This is a genomic window from Lentzea sp. NPDC003310, from assembly GCF_040610935.1.
In the GTDB taxonomy this organism is placed as follows: domain Bacteria; phylum Actinomycetota; class Actinomycetes; order Mycobacteriales; family Pseudonocardiaceae; genus Lentzea.
Map to the genome: position 1 here is coordinate 180,844 of NZ_JBEXNC010000002.1, position 16,817 is coordinate 197,660.

Below are 16,817 nucleotides of genomic sequence, written 5' to 3' on the forward strand. Positions count from 1 at the left end.
GGAAAGGCTGAGTGGGAACTCCGAATTCACCCGTTCGGTGGGACTAGGGGAGCAGGTGCCGGAAGGCGGCCACCAGCAGCATCCGTTGCTGGTCGACGTCCAGCCCTTCCTCGGGCTCGGGGCGGAGCTCCTTGTTGTGGTAGCCGGGCCGGGGGCCGAACGACTCGACGCGCACGGCGATGTCCACCACGTCCGACGCGAGCTCCACAGTGGACTCGTTGTTCGCGATCGGCTCGTTCTGCTGGTAGAGCTCGTAGGAGAAGCGCATCCCGACCGTGCCGTCGAACGTGACCTGCTCGGTCGGTAGCTGCATCGCGTCGAACACAGCCTGGTACAACGTGACGCCGGTGAGGTGAAGCGGTGTCATCACGACGTGCGTGGTGCCGAGGTCGTGGCTGCGCACGGAGATCGCGACGGTGGGGCCGTCCGGCGTGGGCGGGACCGGTTGCGGGAACACGGGCAGCTCGGACTTGCGGTCGGAGCGCCAGGTCGCGACGAGGCGGTCGGCGGCGTCCACGAGGTCGATGTGCTTGCGGGGCGCGAGGAGCGGCGGCAGCGGTTCCTCGTCCAGCCGCACGATGAACAGGAAGGCGCGGCGGCGCGTCATCTCCAGGTTGAACGCCGCGGTCCACTCCTCGTGGCCGCGGTGCGGGGTGTTCGCCGACCAGAGCAGGACGTAGTAGTCGGAGGTGGCCAGCGCCTCGTCGATGGCGGCGGCCGCGTTGTCGCCGGGGTCCGTCTCGTGCTCGTCCAGGTAGGCGTTGACGTTGCGGGATTCCAGTTCCGCGCGGAGCTGCTCGGCGTGCGCGCGGTCCTTCCCGGCGAACGACAGGAACACCTTGGGGCGGGTTTCGAGCGGCACGGGGTCTCCGTTCTTCCTGAGTCTTCTGCGCAGCGGGCCCGCCGAGGTCTGGAAGCCCGCGTCACCGTGCAGGGACCAGCACGCCCAGTCCGCCGGGTGCCGCTCGGCGACCTCGTTCAGCGCGTGCTGCAGAGCTCGATCCCGGGGGAGCCTCGCCAGGTGGCGGTCGAACGCGTCGCGCACCTTCCGCGCTGCCCGCTCCTCCGGCTGCCAGCGGGCGTGCAGGACCGCCCCCGCGCCGGCCGTCAGGGCGGCGCGGACGATGCCGGGCTCGCAGGCGCCGAGCACGACCGTGCCGAACGCGCTGAAGTCCAGCTTCTCCAACGCTTCCACGGGAATCCGCTCGTCGCCCAGTTCGAGCCACGACAGCTCGGGGTTCATGCGGTCGTGGGCGCCCTGGGCGTCGAGGCGGAGGCACTGGTAGCCGCCGCTGTCGAGAACGCGGTGCAGCTCAGGGGCTTCGGCGCACACCGCCGTCCGGTCGCCGCGCTGCCCGCGGGCGGTGCGGCGCAGGGGCCGCAGCGCGGACAGGCCGGGCAGGCTGGACAGCGCGTAGGCGGTGCCGAGGAAGGCCGGCGTGCCGGGCAGGGGCAGGCCCGCCGACGGGACGTCCGCGAGCACGTCGTCCGCAACGAGGACGATCCTGGTGGTGCCGGGCGGCAGGGCGGCCACGACGTCCGCCAGTCCGATCAGGCCGGCCAGCTCGGTGAGCAGCGCGCTGAGGATCGCCTTGTCGTACTTGGGTTTCCAGGCTCTGATGCGGCGGACCACGTCGGTGAGGTCGCCGATGTGGACCGGTGTCGTCACGTGCGTGGTGCGGCGGCCGACGAGGACGTGGTGGAGCTGGTCCGGGGTCGCGTGCGTCATCCACACGACCTGGTTGCCCGGCAGGTGCCTCGTCGCTCCGGCGAGCCAGCGCCGGGCGGCGGGCAGGTCGGTGAAGCCGGGCAGGTCCCGCGGTCCGGCCCTGGCCGCCTCGACCGCGACCACCAGTCCCGCCACCGCTTTGGCACCGTGGCGCCGGACTTTCCGCGCGGCGGCGCGCACGCGACCGTCCCGCGCGTCGGGAGCCGCGCGCAGCATCCGGAGCCGGACGCTGGGGCTGTCGCGGTGGTCGGCGATCGTCTCCTCGACCTCGTGCGACTCGGCCCAGTGCCGCGCGGCCAGGTCCTCGCGGCCCGCGTCGGCGTACGTGTCGCCGAGCTTGCGCAGGGCGAGCGCGGTGAGTTCGGCGTGGCCCGACCGGCTCGCGATCTCGAAGTGGTGCGCGGCCTGCTCGAGATCCCCCCGCGCGTACGCGAGCTCGGCCGCGGTCAGGTGCCACAGCGGCGAGTTCCCCTCGCCCAGCATGCCTTCCGCCTCGACCAGCTCGTCATTGGCGATCAACCGGCGCACGTGGGTGAGCCGGCGTTCCGGCCGCAGCGTCTGGGTGGCGTCCGGGAGCTGCGAGATCACCTCGGGACCGGCCGCGGCGGCCAGCAGCGGGAAGAGCCGGCGCGCCGTGCCCGCCTGCCGGGTCATGACGAGCAGCACGGTCAGTTCGTACAGGACGGCGAACCGCAGCGCGGGTTCGATCTGGTAGCTGGTGACGCACCTCGTCATCAGCGCCAGCGCCTCCTCGTACCGGACGTCGCGGCGCAGCGCCGCGGCCCGTTGCAGGAACTCGACCGGCGTGTGCGGGGTGCGCCCGCTGATCCGGGCGACGCGCGTGCCCCGGCGCACGTCCAGCAGCAGCCGGTCCCGGCCGATGTGCTCGAGGTGCTCGGGCCGCCCGGCGCGGCGGAAGTGCCGTTCGGCGGCGTCGAGCTCGCTCTCGGCGGTGGGGTAGTCGTACCGGTCCGCGGCGGCCAGCGCGGCGACCCTGGCGAGCCGCGCCTGTTCCAGCTCGGTGAGCTTGAGCTTGCGCAGCTCGCGCACGTCCTGCTCGGCCGCGTCGTGATCCGTGGCGGCACTGCGGATCTGCGCCCGGAGGATCCGCAGACCGGTGTCGTTGCCCGCGCTCAGGTACTCGTCGCACCGGCGCGCGGCCTTGGCGATCGCGCCGAGGTTCAGCAGCGTCGCGCAGTGGTCGTGCGCCACGGCCGGGCTGATCCGGGCGGCCCGCGCGTAGGCGAGGTCGACCCCGAGGACGTTGCCGCGCAAGGCGGCGGACCTGGCGGCCTTGACCGCGTCCCCGAGCGGGGTACCGGGTTCGAAGAGCATGTCAGACCCGACTATCCATTGTGGACAGTCCGCGATAGCCTGTGCCGATCCTGCCCATCACCGGGTCCGATGGGGACGGCAGCCTTGTCGAGCCGGCCGCGAATGACATCACGCTGCCCGCGGCCGCAACGAACACGGCCGCGCCCAACGCGGTGAAAGGCGTTCGTTGGCGCATGCACGATCCTCCGTGCGTCGCAGATTAACGATCCAGACGGCCCACAGATCGTTTGTCAACTTTCTGTCAACGAATCACTCAAACGATCTTGTCGGTGCTCCTCGGCACACTGGAATCCACCACCGATCCGAGGAGACCGTCATGTGCTGGAACTGCGACCACCCCGCCGGCCGCATGGAAGAACACCTGGCCACCCTGCGCCGCTGCATCGACGTGCGCGGCTGGGCCGTGCAGGCGGTGGAACGGGACCGAGCCCACCCGCCCTGGGCGTACACGGTGGGCCTGGCCCCGCGAGACCTGCCGGAGCTGGTCGTCACGGGCATGGCCGTCCTGGAGGCGGGCCGCCTGCTCGACGACATGGCCGAACACGCGGTCCACACCGCACTCCCCACCCCGGGCCACCGCTTCACCGTGCCGGGCGGCCCACTGCTGGAGGTGGTGAGGGTGGCCCGCCCGTGGGCGCACCTGCTGGTGTCCGCGCGGCTGTACGGCGAGGGCATCGAGGCGCTGCAACTGGTCCACGCCGACGAGGCGGGACGCTGGCCTTGGGACAGCGCCTACGAGGGTGTGCTCGGTGGTCAGCCGGTGCTGGGGGTTCGGTCGAGTCCGCCGGGAGGGTGAGCGGTGCCGGTGGCGGCTCGTGGGCGGGAGGTAGCCCGCGAGCCGCCACCACGCCGGGTTTCCAGTGACGGGGCGCCGCGCTGCTTTCTTTTGCCTCGGCGCTGTTCACACGCCTGCGGAGCCTCACCGCTCCCAGCCTCGACCGCGCTCACCTCAGCCAGCTCCGACCGCGCTCACCTCGCCTCAGCTCCGACCGCCGCGCGCTCTGCTGTCCTCACCTCACCGCCCAGGCCTCCGCCGTCTGACCGCACCGCCCCGGCCTCGACCGCGCCCACCTCACCACCCCGACCCTCGACCGCGCTGACCTCACCGCCCCAGCCCTGGACCGCCCCCGGCCCCCCGCCGTCCTCACCTCACCGCCCCGACCCTCCGCCGCCCCCAGCCCCCAGCCCCCACCAGCCTCACCCCACCGCCCGGCCGATCCGCTCACCCACCCCCCGCATGTGCTCCACCAACTCGTCCGGCCCGTGCACCACGAACTCACACCCCAGCAAGGTCAACCGAATCCCCAGGTACTCCACGGTGTCCTCGACGCTGTGCCACGAACACGACCCGTCGTCCACCGCTGTCAGCTCCCCGGCGAAGTCCGCCAGCCGGGCCCGCGCCAGGTCCACCGGCAACCGCAGGGTGGCCCGCGCCCGGAAGGTGGGCGCCGAGTCGTACATCTTCTGCGTCACGAACTCCGCCGCGTCCCCACCCGGCGGCACCCGCGCCGCAAACCGCGCCCCGGTCGCCACCGCGCCGGAGACCCGGTCCAGCCGGAACACCCGCCAGTCGTCCCGCTCGAGATCGAACCCGAGGAGGTACCAGCGCCGCCCCAGCGCTACCAACTGAACAGGCTCGACGTGCCGCTTCGACACCACGTTCTCCTGCGCCACGTAGGCGAACCGCACCCGCTCGCGTCCCGCCACCGCCCCGGACAGCACCGTCAGCTGGCCCGGGTCGACCAGCGAGGCGAACGAGTTCGCGGCCGACGTGGTGGCGGCCGTCAGCGACGACACCCGCCGCGCCAGCCGGGGTGGCAGCACCTGCTGCAGCTTTGCCAGCGCCCGCAGCGACGCCTCCGCTATGCCCGCCACCGGTTGCCGCGCGGCTGTGCGCAGGCCCACCGCGATGGCGACGGCCTCCTCGTCGTCCAGCAGGAGCGGTGGCATCGCCGCGCCCGCGACGAGCCGGTACCCGCCGAGCACGCCGAGGGAGGCCTCGACCGGGTAGCCGAGGTCGCGCAAACGCTCGATGTCGCGCCGCACCGTCCGCGGCGTGACCTCCAGCCGTGCCGCGAGTTCGCTGCCGGGCCACTCGCGGGGCGTCTGCAGCAACGACAGCAAGCGCAACAACCGAGCCGCATCACTCATGTCGAAAAACCTAGCCCGGAACTAGGACCGAACGCGTCCTACATGCGTCCTACGGTCGTGCCATGACCACAACGACAGTGCCCGAGGGCTACCACACCGTGACGCCGTGGCTGATCACCCGAGGCCGCACCGCCGAGCTGATCGACTTCATCGTCGACGTCTTCGACGCCACCGAGCTCGGCCGCGTCGGCGAGGCGCCGGAGATCGGCCACGCCGAGGTCCGCATCGGCGACTCGGTCGTCATGCTGTTCGACCGGCCGGGCTGGCCGCTCACGCCCGCGTTCCTGCGCCTCTACGTCGCCGACGACGCGGCCACCCTGCACCGCGCCACGGCACGGGACAGCCGGGTCGTCACCGAACCCACCGAACTCTTCTGGGGCGACCGGGTCAGCCGCTTCGCCGACCCCTTCGGCAACCTCTGGTGGCTGCACCAGCGCGTCGCCGAACCCACCGCGGACGAACTCGAAGCCAGGATGGCCGACCCCGCGTTCGTCGAGGCCATGAACTACGTTCAGAGCGCGGACTTCACGCCGCGGACGTGACCGAGTGCGTCAGCCGGTCACCCGGTCCCGCTCGTCCGCCGTCAGCGTCGGTTCCGGCGCCGCCGAACGAGGCCCGCGCAACGTCGCCCAGATCATCTTGGGGCTCACCAGGTTCGCCATCGGCGCCGACAACGTGAACGCGTCGAGGAACGCGCGGGTCACCGCGGCCTCGGTGGTGGCCGTGCGCACCAACCGGTCGACGTACCGCTGCAACACCCGCCCGGCCAGCGGCAACGGCTTCCCGACCGCGCCCGGGTAGAGGATGTCCTGGTTGGTCGCCATCGCCCACGCCCCGTCGACCACCTTGCCGATCTCGCGCTGGATCCGCTGGGCCCCGTGCCCGGCGGACAGCCCCGCGTCCAGCGCCAGCGCGCTCTGCGCCGCGATCGACATCCCGTGCCCGTACACGGGGTTGTAGGTCGCCACCGAGTCGCCCAGCGCCAGCAGCCCGGACGGCCACGACTTCAAGCGCTCGAAGAACATCCGCCGGTTCGCCGTGCTGTGCGACCCGTACACCGGCGACAGCGGCTCGGCCGACGCGATCAGCTCGCCCACCACCGGGTTGCGCACCGACCGCGCGAACGAGACGAACTCCGCCTCGTCGGTCGTCGGCTCGCCGCCGCGCGTGCCGGACAGCGTCACGAGCCACTTGCCGTCCTCGATCGGCAGCAACGTCGCCGTGCAACCGGGGAACGGGTCGCGCGGGTTCGCCTGCACGTTGACGATCGGGAAGCCGGAGGCGGCCGGGTCGGGCGCCTGGAAGATCCTCGTGGCGTAGGCGAGGCCGGAGTCGACGCTCTCCGAGTGCACCTCGGGCAGGCCGAAGCCGACGAGCCACGCGGGCAGCTTCGAGCCGCGCCCGGTGGCGTCCACGACCAGGTCCGCCTCCAGCGACACCTGCGAGCGCGAGATCCGGTCCTCGACCAGCACCCCCGTCACCGCGTGCCGATCACCCAGCAGCGACACGGGTTCCGTTCCGGTCAGCACCGAGATCCGGTCGTCTCGCAGCGCCTGGCCGCGCACCACCCAGTCCAGCAACCCGCGGCTGCACGACACGATGAACTGCATCTCCGGGAACCGCGGCACCCACCCCTGGGCGCTCAGCGACACCAGGTCGTTCGGCACCCCGATCCGGTGCGCCCCGGCCGCGAACAACGCGTCCAGCGTGCCCGGCAGCACCGACTCGATCGCCCGCGCGCCCCCGGACATCAGCAGGTGCGCGTGCCGGGCCTGCGGTACGCCGGACCGGGGACCGGGCCCGTCGGGGAGCTTGTCCCGCTCCACCACGGTGACCTCGTCCACGTGCCGGACGAGCACGGACGCCGCGAGCATGCCCGCGAGCCCACCGCCCAGGACCACGGCGTGTGTGGGTGCCATCTAATCCATTCCCCCTGCTCGCGCCGCATCGGCCACGGCGGCGTCAACGATCGGCGAGTGCTGGTAGGCGCGGGAGATCCGAACCCACCGGTCGTGCTCGGCGGTGAGGTCGGTGCCGTCGACGATCACCGCCGCGGGCCGGCGCTGCGCGGGCTTCGACCGCCCGGACGTCCCCGCGGCACGCAGCTGCGCGGCCTCCACGACCGCGGCGGCGTCGTCATGGGTCAGGGAAGCCTTGCTGGCCAACGAGCTCGCGGCCTCGCCGACGGTCAGGTCGAAGTACGGCGTCAACGCCCAGCGCCAGTCGTTCAGCTCGATGATCTGCCGCCGCACGCGGTGGTGCGGGTTCAGGAACTTCCCCGGCGCCACCAGCACGATGCCCGGGTTCACGTGCACGAGCGCGCGGTGCAACGGCCGCAGCGCGAAGTACGTCCGCCAGCGCCGCACCCACAGCGAGGGCGACGGGCGGCGCGGCCCGAAGACCGGCAGCGCCATCGCGATCACCAGCGGGATCATCGACAGCGACGCCATCAGCGGAGCGGTCGTGCTCAGCACGTCGAAGCTGCGCTCACCGGCCCAGTCCATCAGCAGCACGAACAGCTTGATGACCGCGAACGCCATGGGGAACAACGCCGCCGCGCAGTACCAGCGCAGCCCGAGGCGCAGCCACGGCCGCGCGGAGATCGCCGGGTCCCGCGACCCCTGCCAGCAGTGGTAGGCCTGGCCGCCGCAGCCGACCATCGTCGCGACGAAGTAGATGAACAGGAACACCGCGATCGTCGGCTGCGTCGCGTAGAACGTGTCGAAGTCGACCTGCCGCTCCTCGCCGACGTCCGACCTGGAGAACAGCACGACCATCGCCGCGACGATCGTGGCGTAGCCGACGACGATCAGCCGGACCCGTCGCCACGCCTGGGCGGCCGGGTACCGCCAGTACAGCACCAGCGCGAACGCCGACCCCGCGAAGCAGACCACGAGGCTGTACACGAGCAGTGCGGCGAAGTTCGGCACGCCGCTGGTCGAGTTGATCCAGGCGATGTTCGCGGGAGCCGCGAGGAGCAGGGCGAAGGCGGAGAAGAACACGGTCGCGATCAGGGCGACGACGCGGGGACTGCCCCAGCTCGACCGCAGCGAGCGGATCTTGTACGCGAGGAGGAACAGGCCGACGACACCGCACGAGAGGTAGATCAGGTTAAAGATCGCCACGACGCACCCAGCGAGATCTTCCTTCGAGGGACTCGGCGACCCGGCGCACGTGCGCGGGCTCCTCGGTGGCGGCCGTGTCGGCCCACACCCGGTGCTCGGTCAGCCTCTCCAGCAGGTGGTCGGCGAGGTTCTCGGCCTCGCGCTCCTCGTCCTCGGTGAGCGACGTCCGCCCGGCGATGATCTTCGCCATCCGCGGCAGCAGGTGCGGTGCGAGCCGGCGCAGGCCCTCGTCGCGTGAGAGCGCCACGGGCTGATGCTCGAGCAACACGTGCGCGAACTCGTGCAGCAGCACGTGCAGACGGTGGTACCAGGACGGCGAGTCGGCGCAGATGACCAGGTACGTGCCGTTCTCCAGCAACGCGGTCGCACCGCTCAGGCAGACCGCGTTGGTGATGGCGGCGAACCGGACGTCGACGGGGCGCCCGAGCCTCTCGCTCATCAGCTCGCAGACCCGGCGGCTCGCCTCCTGGTGCGTGGCGTCGGGCGGCAGGTCGAGGTCGCGGGCGACCTCGTCGACCAGCTTGCGCAGTTTCCTGCGGTTCACCCGTCGCCTCCTCTCGATGTCGTCTGCAGCGGTCCAAACCGAGATCTTCACGCCGTCGTCGTCAACATCAAGTGTGGTCCGCGGACGTGCGGCGGCCGCCCAGCGGGAAGGACCAGCCCTCGCCGCCTTCGAGAGCCTGCCGGAACCCTTCTACCGCAGCAGCCCTGGCCTGCGGGGACAGATCGCCGGTGCGTTCGGCCAGACGGGTGACGAACTCGACGACGCCGAGCTCGCGCAGCGCCAGGAAGTCCGTCAGCTCCGAGTCGACCTTCGCCGCCAGGTCGTCGTCGAAGAAGTACGCGGGGTCGGCGCCGAAGTGGTCGGCCAGGCCGAGGATGTGCTTGAGGCGCGGGTTGCCGCTGGTGTTGCTCAGCAGCTCGCGGATGTAGCTGGCGGAGATGCTGCCGAACTGGCCGGACGAGCTGATCGCGGTCGCGACCTCCTCCGGCGACCAGGGGCCGCGGTCCGGCGGGTGCACGGCCTCGAAGAGCGTGCTCAACGCCGTGGAGCGCCAACCGGCCTGTTCCGCCGTGCGCAGCTCACGGCGCCCACCGAGGAACACCGCGGGATGCACGCCGAGCGCGCCGGCGAGGTCCACGATGGCTTGGCAGGTCGGGTTGTCCTTGACGCCGAGCCGCAGCTGCGAGATGTAGCCGTGCCCGATGTCCCCGCCGCGTGCCTTCACGGCCGCGGCGAGGGCGACGTTGGTGACCTTGCCCCGGCCGTCGGGTGGGGTCGTGCACAGCTCGTTGAGGACCTCGGCGAACGGCCTCACGCCACACCTCCGCTGGAGCGACCCACGGCCAGGAAATCGTTCCACTGCTGTGGAACCAAGCGAGCATATGGCATCACAGGGGTTGAATCCACCAGTCGGTAGTCCTATGATCACACTCCGCCGCTTGCACTGTTGTGTCGCGTTTGATCCGAACGACGTCACCTCAGTTGAAAGGGGCAGATCGGGCCAGTCAGAGCTGATGTCTGGGGGGACTCATGACGACTGTGCGAACGGGACTGCCGGTGAACCAGGGTTCTCTGCGCCTGCACGACGAAAACGCTCCCTCGCGCTGCAACTCGTGCGCGCAACCCGTTGGGGCGTGGGCCACTGACCGCCTGACGGGCCTTCTCGGACGGTGGGGCTGGGACGACCAGGCTCCCGAGGTGTACCAGCGGGCGCAGCGCCGGTGGGAGCAGGTCGCGCTGCTGATGATCGACCTCGACCGCTTCAAGAAGATCAACGACGAGTACGGCCACCCGGCCGGCGACGTCGTGCTGACCGACGTGGCCACCGTCCTCACCGCGCACACGCGCCCGACGGACCTGGTGTGCCGCCACGGGGGCGACGAGTTCCTCGTGCTGCTGCCCCGCACCACAGGCACCGAGGCGGCGGTCGTCGCCGACGGCATCCTGCGCAGCATCCGGGCCCTGCAGACCGAGATCACCACCAACGACGGCTACCACCTCACGCTGCGGCACCAGACCGCGTCCATCGGCGTCGCGGCGCACGTGCCGGCCGCCCAGGACACGCTGATCGACCTGGTCCGCGACACGGACGCGGCTTTGCAGCGCGCCAAGAGGTCCGGCCGAGCCCGCGTCCAGGTGCACGACCCGAGCACGTTCGCCGCCGACCGCAAGGCCGACGCCACGGCACTGCACCACCTGATGGCGTTGCAGGACCTGATGAGCAGTGACCAGCTGCCCCAGGTCCTCGTGGCGCTGTCCGACGGCGCGAAGACTGCGGAGGAGCTGCTCTCCCTCCTCGGCCCGAGGGTGATCCTCACGCTGGAGCGGCTGCAGGACAACGGTTTCGTGCTCCGCCGGGCCGCGCGCTACGAGCTCACCGCCGCCGCCCGCGAGTGGATCACGGACGTGCTGCCGGCCGTCGCCGCGTGGACCACCCGCCACCACGGCCAGGTCCAGTAGGAACCGTCAGCGGCCGAGCGCGGCGACCGCCTGCCGCGCCAGCCACTCCTCGGCGTCGTCCCACGACCAGCCGCTGTCCTTGACGAGCGTCCGCCACGCGCCGAACCCGAAGCAGAACCACAGCACGTCCGCCGCCCGCTCGGCGTCCAGCGCGAGCAACCCCTTGTCCCGCAAGTGGAGCGCGACCTCGCGGAGAGCCTGCTTGTACGCCCTGGTGCTGTGCTCCCAGAGCGCGGCGCCGTCCTCGTGCACCGGGAACGCCGCGAACAGCACCTCGACGACCTGCTGCTCGCTCTCGTTGCCCAGCCGCGTCCCCTTGGCCAGCACGGCGACCGCTCCGGCGAGGTCATCAGTCTGCCGGATCGCCTCCGTGACCGAAGCCGCGTCCGTGCGGTCGATCGACTCGCTGACGATCCTGTGCAGGATCTCGGACTTGCTGCCGGCGCTCGAGTAGACGGTCTGCGGCGCGACCTTGGCCAGCTTGGCGATCTCCGCCACCGTGACGCGGGCGTAGCCGTTGGCGGAGAACAACTCCGTCGCCGCCCGCAGGATGTCCCGCCGGGTGTCGGCGGCGTCCTGCGCACGGCGCGGAGAGTGGTAAGGCCTTGTCATAGACCAGCTTCCAGTGTGGCGGCGACCTCGTGCGCGTCAGGCATGGCGCCGATCTCCTTGGCGACCGCCGTGACGTTCTCCCGGATGCTGACACTCCCGAGCACCGTCCGCAACGCGCCGACCACCGCCTCCGGCGTCTGCGAGGACGGGTCGAGCGCCACCCCGGCCTGGGCCGCCGCCACCCGTTCGGCCTGGAAGAACTGGTCCGCGCCCTGCGGCAGCACGACCAGCGGCACCCCCTTCAGCAACGCCGCCGAGGTGGTCCCCGCACCCCCGTGCGTCACCACCACGTCAACGCCGTCGAGCAGGTCCTCCATCGGCGTGAACCCGACGAACGTGATGCGCTCGTGGTCCACGTCGAACTCCTCGGGCTTCGTGGCCAGCCCCAGCGTCACCACGACGTCCACGTCCACAGTGGACATCGCCCGCAGCAGCGGGCTCAACTTCGCGGGGTCGCCGAAGAACGTCCCGAACGTCACGAGCACCCGAGGCCGCCCCGACACCGGCAACGCCACCGCGGCGGCCCCCGGCTCGCGGAACGCCTCGGGCCGCAGCGGGAGCCAACCAGAGGGCTGCTGCCACTCGTCCGCGCGCATCGACGAGGGCCACGTGTCGAGCAACCACTTCCGCGGCTCCCAGGACAACCCCCGGGCTTCGTGCCGAACGCGAGCCATGGCCTCCATCGCGTTCGTGAACACCGGCGGCAACGGCGGCCCGAACGCCAGCGTCGCCACCGGAACCCCCGCGGTAGCCGCCACCAGCGGCCCCACGAAGTCGCACAGCTCGGCCACGACGAGGTCTGGCGCGAAGTCCTTCGTCACGGCCAGTGCCTCGTCGGCAGTGAGGTCGAGGCGCGTGCCCGCGAAGAACTCGGCCACCGAGTCGGGCGTGGGCGCGCCGGCGGGGTCGGCACCGGTGCGCCGCGCGACCTCGGCGAACAGCACGTCCGGCAGCGGGCCGGCCGGCAGGTGCCCGAGCCCCTGGGCCTCGATCACCGGAGCCATGCCGCCCGCCGTGAGCACAGCGACCTCGTGACCGCGCTCCCGAAAGGCGCGGGCGAGGGGGAACAGGGGCAGCAGGTGGCCGTGCTGGGGAACGCTCGAGAAGAGGATGCGCATATTGATCAGAGTACGCATCTAACGAATACAGGCGGTGTCGCCTGGATCACGCGGTCGCGCCCACCCCGTCGATCCGCCCGTCCCGGAACGCGTCCACGAACAACCGGTGGTCCTCCCGCGTCCGCCGCGCGTACCCCAGCGCGAACTCCACGATCGACTCGGTGAACTCCGCCTCCCGTTCCCCGATGACGGCCGCGATCGCCTCCTCGCACTGGAAGTCCACGAGCGTCTGCGACGAGTCCGAGTCGGCGACGCAGTGCATCTTCGCGGTGGCCCGGCCCAGGTAGTCGAGCACCGGCAGCATGTCCGCCGGCTCGGTCAGGTCCGACCAGTCGAGGTCCGCCTCGTACGGCGACAGCTCCGACACCACGTACCCGACCCCGTCGATCTGCGTGTGGCCGAGCCACGGGTCGGCGTGCGCCTGCAGGGCCCGCTGCGAGACGGCGGTGCGGTGGCCGTGGTCGGTGAAGTACGACCGGATCCGCTCGTCGGCGACGACGCGGCTCGGGGCGGCGACGTTGGCCTGCTTCATCGACAGGACCACGTCGTTCTCCAGCGCCTGGGAGCGGCCCTCGACCAGGATGTTGTACGCGTGCAGGCCGGCCGAGCCGATGCCGAAACCGCTGCGGCCCACCACGTCCTTCACCGCGTAGGTGCGGCTCGACGCGCGCTTTCCGGTCGGGATGGTGTCGAGGTAGGACTCGTACGCGCCCAGGACCGTCTCGTAGACCTCGGGGGAGAGTTCGTGGGTGCCTTCGCGGTCGCGGCGGAAGCGGCGTTCGTAGTCGACGATCGCGGTCTTCTCCTCCAGCAGGCCGATGCGGGTGGCGAGGCGGGCCCGTTGCAGGACGCGGTGCAGCGCGCCCTCGGTGCTGTCCAGGCCGAGGCTGAAGAGCTCGTCGTTCGGGTGCTCGGCGAAGGAACGGACCTGCGCGACGTACGACAGGACGTAGGTGCGGATCAGCTCGGTGATCGAGCTGTCGGGCAGCGCCTTGCGCCAGCCGAGCAGGGCCATCGAGGCGGCGAAGCGGCGGAGGTCCCACGTGAACGAACCGAGGTAGGCCTCGTCGAAGTCGTTCACGTCGAACACCAGCGTGCCCTCGGAGTCCATGTACGTGCCGAAGTTCTGCGCGTGCAGGTCGCCCTGGATCCAGATGCGCCCGGTGCGCTCGTCCGCCCACTCGTCGGGCAGCTCGGCCATGTCCGCGTAGAACAGGCACGCGCTGCCCCGGTAGAACGCGAACGGCTCGGCCGCCATCTTGCGGAACTTGTGCCGGAACGCGGCGGGGTCGGCGGACCAGAGGCCGGCGAAGGCCTCCTCGAGCACGTGCACAATGTGGTCACCGCGATCGGTCATGCTGCATCCCAGCACGTCACCGGCCGCGCGGCGCTCTGCGACTGCAAATTTCGCCTGCGGTTCGGCCCGAATCCACCGCGAAACCCCGCCAAACCGGAAGAGCGAGCAGGAATCGAGAAGCACCCGGAACGGCCGCGTGCCTACTGTTGCGGGCATGTGCTTCATGTTCGGTGCGAGCGAGGAGCAGGTGCGCCGCGTGCTCGAAGAGGTCCGGCGCGCCCGCGAGGACACCGAGATCGACGACCCCGTGGGAGTCGAACCGACCGAAATTCCTTGAGCGGCAGACGATCGACGGGTGGTTGGGACGGGTCGCCCTGCACCACGGTGAGGACATGAAGCGCACACACCGGCGCCCTGCCCTGCTGATCACCGCGCTCCTCTCCCTCGCGATGGTCACCGTCGGCAACTCAGCGGCTGCTCCCGACCACCCGTCGAACCACTGGCAGTACGACCACTGGCCGCAGCAGCAGCCGTGGCAGCAGACCAGAGACTCCGTGCGCGTCCTCGCGCAGGCCGGTTTCCCGGGCCCGATCGACCCGCAGAACTGGGTCAACCCCGACCACATGACGTGGGAGCGGGACTACAAGAAGATCCCCGGCACCAACTGGGCCGATCCGGCGGTCAAGGGCTCGGTGCGCACCTTCAAGGGCGCGCTGGTCCTGCTGGACTACCCGAACCAGCCGTTCGTCGTGACGCAGGCCAAGAACTCCACGGTGTTCGGCAACCCGAGCGCGGAGGCCGCGAACGTGCCGCGCGCCGAGGTCGGGCAGTTCTACCAGGACTTCCTGAACAAGCCGAACGGCCTCAACCGCGGCCACACCGTGCACGAGTACTGGATGGAGACCTCCGGCGGGCGCTACGGCGTCGACCTGAAGGCGTTCGGCCCGTACCAGATGCCGGGCAAGGACCACGAGTACGCCATGGAGTTCCAGGGCGGCACCGGTTGTCCCGCCGGCGACACCTGCAACCGCAACATCCGCACCGACGGCCGTGCGGCGTGGGTCGCGGACGTCGGCGCGGAGGTGCCGGCGGGCTACGACTTCATCTACTACCTGTCGGCGGGCCAGGACGAGTCCGGCACCTGGCAGGAGTTCGGGATGATGAAGTTCCGGACCAAGGAGGACGTGACCGACGCGTTCGGCCCGCCGGACCCGGCCCTGCCGAACTGGTCGAGCACCCGGTACGTCGACTGGACGTCGTGGGCCGCTGGCTCGTCGATCTGGCCCAACGCGGGCGGCGGCTCGTCGACGCAGGCCGAGAGCTCCGGCCAGGGCGTCTACGCGCACGAACTGAGCCACATCCTCGGCATCGGCGACAACTACAACAACCCGTACGGCAACCCGCCGCGCCGTGACTACAGCGGCCCGTGGGACATGCTGTCGCGCGGCTCGTTCAACGGCCCCGGCGGCCCGCACTCCCGCTGGACGATCCCGGCGACCGGCGGCGGATCCCTTGGCGCGCAACAGACCCTGCGCAACAAGATCAAGCTCGGCATCGTCGACGAGAAGAACGTCCTGCGGCTGTCCCGCGAGGCGCTGGCCAGCTCCGGCACGGTGATCGCGAAGATCACCGCCCGCGAGGTCGACCCCGGTGCCACCGGCCTGACGGGCATCAACCTCGCGCTGGGCACCGGTGACAAGACGCCGTCCTGCAACGTCTCCACCAACCCGTTCTGCGACGGCGGCGGCTACAACAACTACACGCTCGAGGTCGTGGACCGGATGGGCGCCGACTCCTTCACCCCGGACTCCGGCGTGCTGCTCGCCAAGACCAAGAACGTCGACGCGGCACCGTTCACGTGGGTGGTCGACGCGAACCCGCAGGACATCGGCATGACCGACTACGTCCTGCCGGACGGCACCAAGGTCCCGATCACGATCGGCGACTACCGCCAGCTGTCCGACGCGCTGTTCCACGCGGGCACGAACTCCGGCAGCGAGTTCGAGTTCGTCGACACGGCCAACCGCCTGCACTTCTACGTGCTGGACCTGCAACGCGACTCGCGCGGCGTGCTGTCCTACACGGTGGCGATCCGGTCGCTCGACGGCGCCGGCCCGCAGCAGCGCGGCGTGCGCGTCACCCCGACGGCGGCCCGCGCCGGCACCGACGGCGTGGCGACGTGCCGGTTCCCGCTGACCAACACCGGCCGCGCGGCGACCCCCGGTGGCCAGCACCCGGAGCCCGTCGACCAGTTCGTCGACGGCGACGTCTACCGCGTGAGCGCCAAGGCGGAGAACGGCTGGACCGTCTCGGTGCCGAACGCGCTGGCCACGGCCAAGTTCGGCGGCCGGGTCGACGTGCCGGTGCACGCGATGCGCGGCAGCGGCCCGATCATGTCGAAGGTGACCCTGACCGCGGTGTCGGAGAGCAACCCGGGCAGGTCCGCAACCGCGACCTGCACGGTGACCGGCCGCTAGCGGCGACGGCTCCGGACCGGCCCGCGCCGGTCCGGAGCCCGCTGGGGCACCGGTCCCGACGTCAGCATCACGAAGCACGCGAGCAGCAGGATGGTGCCGCACGCGAGCCACGTCAGCGTCTGCACGGGGGAGATCGGGGCGATCACGCCGATGCTGAACAGCAGCAACGGCATGCCGAGCGCGTAGCAGACCCCGGCCGCGAACGTCCGGCCCGACCCGTTGAGCAGCAACGGAAGCGCGGCGATCGCGGCGCAGACGGCGAACACCAGCCAGCCGTACGTCAGCCCGGTGTGCAGCGCGATCGTGAGGTCGAGACCGTCCTTCGCGCGGATCGCGGCCTCCAGTTCGGGCGCGTAGCTGAACCCGACGGCGGCTCTCGTCCCCGCGGCGGCGGCTGTGAGCAGCAACGACGCCCCCAGGATGGTGCGACCGCGCCGGACGGGATCGACTCGCTTCCTGGTGTCCACGAGCCCAGTCTGTTGGCAGCGGACGGCACCGCGCCGCCGCAC

General features: G+C 71.2%; 15 protein-coding genes. 5 read left to right on the plus strand and 10 right to left on the minus strand.

Annotated features, from left to right (window positions below):
• Nucleotides 1–43 precede the first annotated feature (43 nt).
• On the minus strand, nucleotides 44–3,064 hold the full coding sequence (locus ABZX02_RS03400) for a TIR domain-containing protein (protein WP_355294501.1): 3,021 nt from the start codon (nucleotides 3,062–3,064) through the stop codon (nucleotides 44–46).
• 316 nt (nucleotides 3,065–3,380) lie between these two features.
• Between ABZX02_RS03400 and ABZX02_RS03405 the strand changes: the two genes are divergently transcribed.
• Nucleotides 3,381–3,860: a DUF4262 domain-containing protein gene (locus ABZX02_RS03405; protein WP_355294502.1), complete on the plus strand. Its 480-nt coding sequence runs from the start codon at nucleotides 3,381–3,383 to the stop codon at nucleotides 3,858–3,860.
• Between the two features lie 401 nt (nucleotides 3,861–4,261).
• Here the strand turns inward: ABZX02_RS03405 and ABZX02_RS03410 are convergent, their stop codons facing one another.
• Nucleotides 4,262–5,215: a YafY family protein gene (locus tag ABZX02_RS03410; RefSeq protein WP_355294503.1), complete on the minus strand. Its 954-nt coding sequence runs from the start codon at nucleotides 5,213–5,215 to the stop codon at nucleotides 4,262–4,264.
• Nucleotides 5,216–5,277: 62 nt separating this feature from the next.
• On the opposite strand from ABZX02_RS03410, the gene ABZX02_RS03415 reads away from it, so the two are divergent.
• Nucleotides 5,278–5,757, plus strand: coding sequence for a VOC family protein (locus ABZX02_RS03415; protein WP_355294504.1), 480 nt, complete (start codon nucleotides 5,278–5,280; stop codon nucleotides 5,755–5,757).
• A gap of 9 nt (nucleotides 5,758–5,766) precedes the next feature.
• On the opposite strand, the gene ABZX02_RS03420 is transcribed toward ABZX02_RS03415, so the two are convergent.
• From ABZX02_RS03420 to ABZX02_RS03435, 4 genes are all read right to left on the minus strand, one after another.
• The gene (locus ABZX02_RS03420; protein WP_355294505.1) at nucleotides 5,767–7,134 is read right to left on the minus strand and encodes an FAD-dependent oxidoreductase; all 1,368 of its coding nucleotides are present in this window, start codon (nucleotides 7,132–7,134) and stop codon (nucleotides 5,767–5,769) included.
• Complete coding sequence (locus ABZX02_RS03425) at nucleotides 7,135–8,340, minus strand: MAB_1171c family putative transporter (RefSeq protein WP_355294506.1); 1,206 nt, start codon at nucleotides 8,338–8,340, stop codon at nucleotides 7,135–7,137.
• Nucleotides 8,327–8,884, minus strand: a complete 558-nt coding sequence (locus tag ABZX02_RS03430; RefSeq protein ID WP_355294507.1) for a hypothetical protein — start codon at nucleotides 8,882–8,884, stop codon at nucleotides 8,327–8,329. Before ABZX02_RS03430 ends, ABZX02_RS03425 begins: the two co-directional genes overlap by 14 nt.
• Nucleotides 8,885–8,951: 67 nt before the next feature.
• Nucleotides 8,952–9,659: a hypothetical protein gene (locus ABZX02_RS03435; protein WP_355294508.1), complete on the minus strand. Its 708-nt coding sequence runs from the start codon at nucleotides 9,657–9,659 to the stop codon at nucleotides 8,952–8,954.
• A gap of 215 nt (nucleotides 9,660–9,874) precedes the next feature.
• Between ABZX02_RS03435 and ABZX02_RS03440 the strand changes: the two genes are divergently transcribed.
• The gene (locus ABZX02_RS03440; RefSeq protein ID WP_355294509.1) at nucleotides 9,875–10,804 is read left to right on the plus strand and encodes a GGDEF domain-containing protein; all 930 of its coding nucleotides are present in this window, start codon (nucleotides 9,875–9,877) and stop codon (nucleotides 10,802–10,804) included.
• A 6-nt stretch (nucleotides 10,805–10,810) separates the two neighbouring features.
• Here ABZX02_RS03440 and ABZX02_RS03445 read toward each other — a convergent pair whose 3' ends face one another.
• Genes ABZX02_RS03445 through ABZX02_RS03455 form a run of 3 tightly spaced genes read right to left on the minus strand, consistent with a single transcriptional unit; the run spans nucleotide 10,811 to nucleotide 13,891 of the window.
• Nucleotides 10,811–11,416 (minus strand): TetR/AcrR family transcriptional regulator, encoded by a 606-nt coding sequence (locus tag ABZX02_RS03445; RefSeq protein ID WP_355294510.1) that lies wholly within the window; start codon nucleotides 11,414–11,416, stop codon nucleotides 10,811–10,813.
• On the minus strand, nucleotides 11,413–12,534 hold the full coding sequence (locus tag ABZX02_RS03450; protein ID WP_355294511.1) for a glycosyltransferase: 1,122 nt from the start codon (nucleotides 12,532–12,534) through the stop codon (nucleotides 11,413–11,415). Before ABZX02_RS03450 ends, ABZX02_RS03445 begins: the two co-directional genes overlap by 4 nt.
• Before the next feature lie 46 nt (nucleotides 12,535–12,580).
• Complete coding sequence (locus ABZX02_RS03455) at nucleotides 12,581–13,891, minus strand: DUF2252 domain-containing protein (protein WP_355294512.1); 1,311 nt, start codon at nucleotides 13,889–13,891, stop codon at nucleotides 12,581–12,583.
• 154 nt (nucleotides 13,892–14,045) lie between these two features.
• On the opposite strand from ABZX02_RS03455, the gene ABZX02_RS03460 reads away from it, so the two are divergent.
• The gene (locus ABZX02_RS03460; RefSeq protein ID WP_355294513.1) at nucleotides 14,046–14,168 is read left to right on the plus strand and encodes a hypothetical protein; all 123 of its coding nucleotides are present in this window, start codon (nucleotides 14,046–14,048) and stop codon (nucleotides 14,166–14,168) included.
• A 55-nt stretch (nucleotides 14,169–14,223) separates the two neighbouring features.
• Complete coding sequence (locus ABZX02_RS03465; RefSeq protein ID WP_355294514.1) at nucleotides 14,224–16,308, plus strand: M6 family metalloprotease domain-containing protein; 2,085 nt, start codon at nucleotides 14,224–14,226, stop codon at nucleotides 16,306–16,308.
• Here ABZX02_RS03465 and ABZX02_RS03470 read toward each other — a convergent pair.
• Nucleotides 16,305–16,775, minus strand: a complete 471-nt coding sequence (locus tag ABZX02_RS03470; RefSeq protein WP_355294515.1) for a hypothetical protein — start codon at nucleotides 16,773–16,775, stop codon at nucleotides 16,305–16,307. The genes ABZX02_RS03465 and ABZX02_RS03470 overlap by 4 nt on opposite strands.
• Nucleotides 16,776–16,817 lie beyond the last annotated feature (42 nt).

What these genes read in the sequence shown, in the direction of transcription:
- ABZX02_RS03420 (WP_355294505.1), bottom strand. Translation starts at nt 7,134, where the DNA reads ATGGCACCCACACACGCCGTGGTCCTGGGCGGTGGGCTCGCGGGCATG.
- ABZX02_RS03455 (WP_355294512.1), bottom strand. Translation starts at nt 13,891, where the DNA reads ATGACCGATCGCGGTGACCACATTGTGCACGTGCTCGAGGAGGCCTTC.
- ABZX02_RS03400 (WP_355294501.1), bottom strand. Translation starts at nt 3,064, where the DNA reads ATGCTCTTCGAACCCGGTACCCCGCTCGGGGACGCGGTCAAGGCCGCC.
- ABZX02_RS03410 (WP_355294503.1), bottom strand. Translation starts at nt 5,215, where the DNA reads ATGAGTGATGCGGCTCGGTTGTTGCGCTTGCTGTCGTTGCTGCAGACG.
- ABZX02_RS03450 (WP_355294511.1), bottom strand. Translation starts at nt 12,534, where the DNA reads ATGCGCATCCTCTTCTCGAGCGTTCCCCAGCACGGCCACCTGCTGCCC.
- ABZX02_RS03460 (WP_355294513.1), top strand. Translation starts at nt 14,046, where the DNA reads ATGTGCTTCATGTTCGGTGCGAGCGAGGAGCAGGTGCGCCGCGTGCTC.
- ABZX02_RS03445 (WP_355294510.1), bottom strand. Translation starts at nt 11,416, where the DNA reads ATGACAAGGCCTTACCACTCTCCGCGCCGTGCGCAGGACGCCGCCGAC.
- ABZX02_RS03415 (WP_355294504.1), top strand. Translation starts at nt 5,278, where the DNA reads ATGACCACAACGACAGTGCCCGAGGGCTACCACACCGTGACGCCGTGG.
- ABZX02_RS03440 (WP_355294509.1), top strand. Translation starts at nt 9,875, where the DNA reads ATGACGACTGTGCGAACGGGACTGCCGGTGAACCAGGGTTCTCTGCGC.
- ABZX02_RS03465 (WP_355294514.1), top strand. Translation starts at nt 14,224, where the DNA reads ATGAAGCGCACACACCGGCGCCCTGCCCTGCTGATCACCGCGCTCCTC.
- ABZX02_RS03405 (WP_355294502.1), top strand. Translation starts at nt 3,381, where the DNA reads ATGTGCTGGAACTGCGACCACCCCGCCGGCCGCATGGAAGAACACCTG.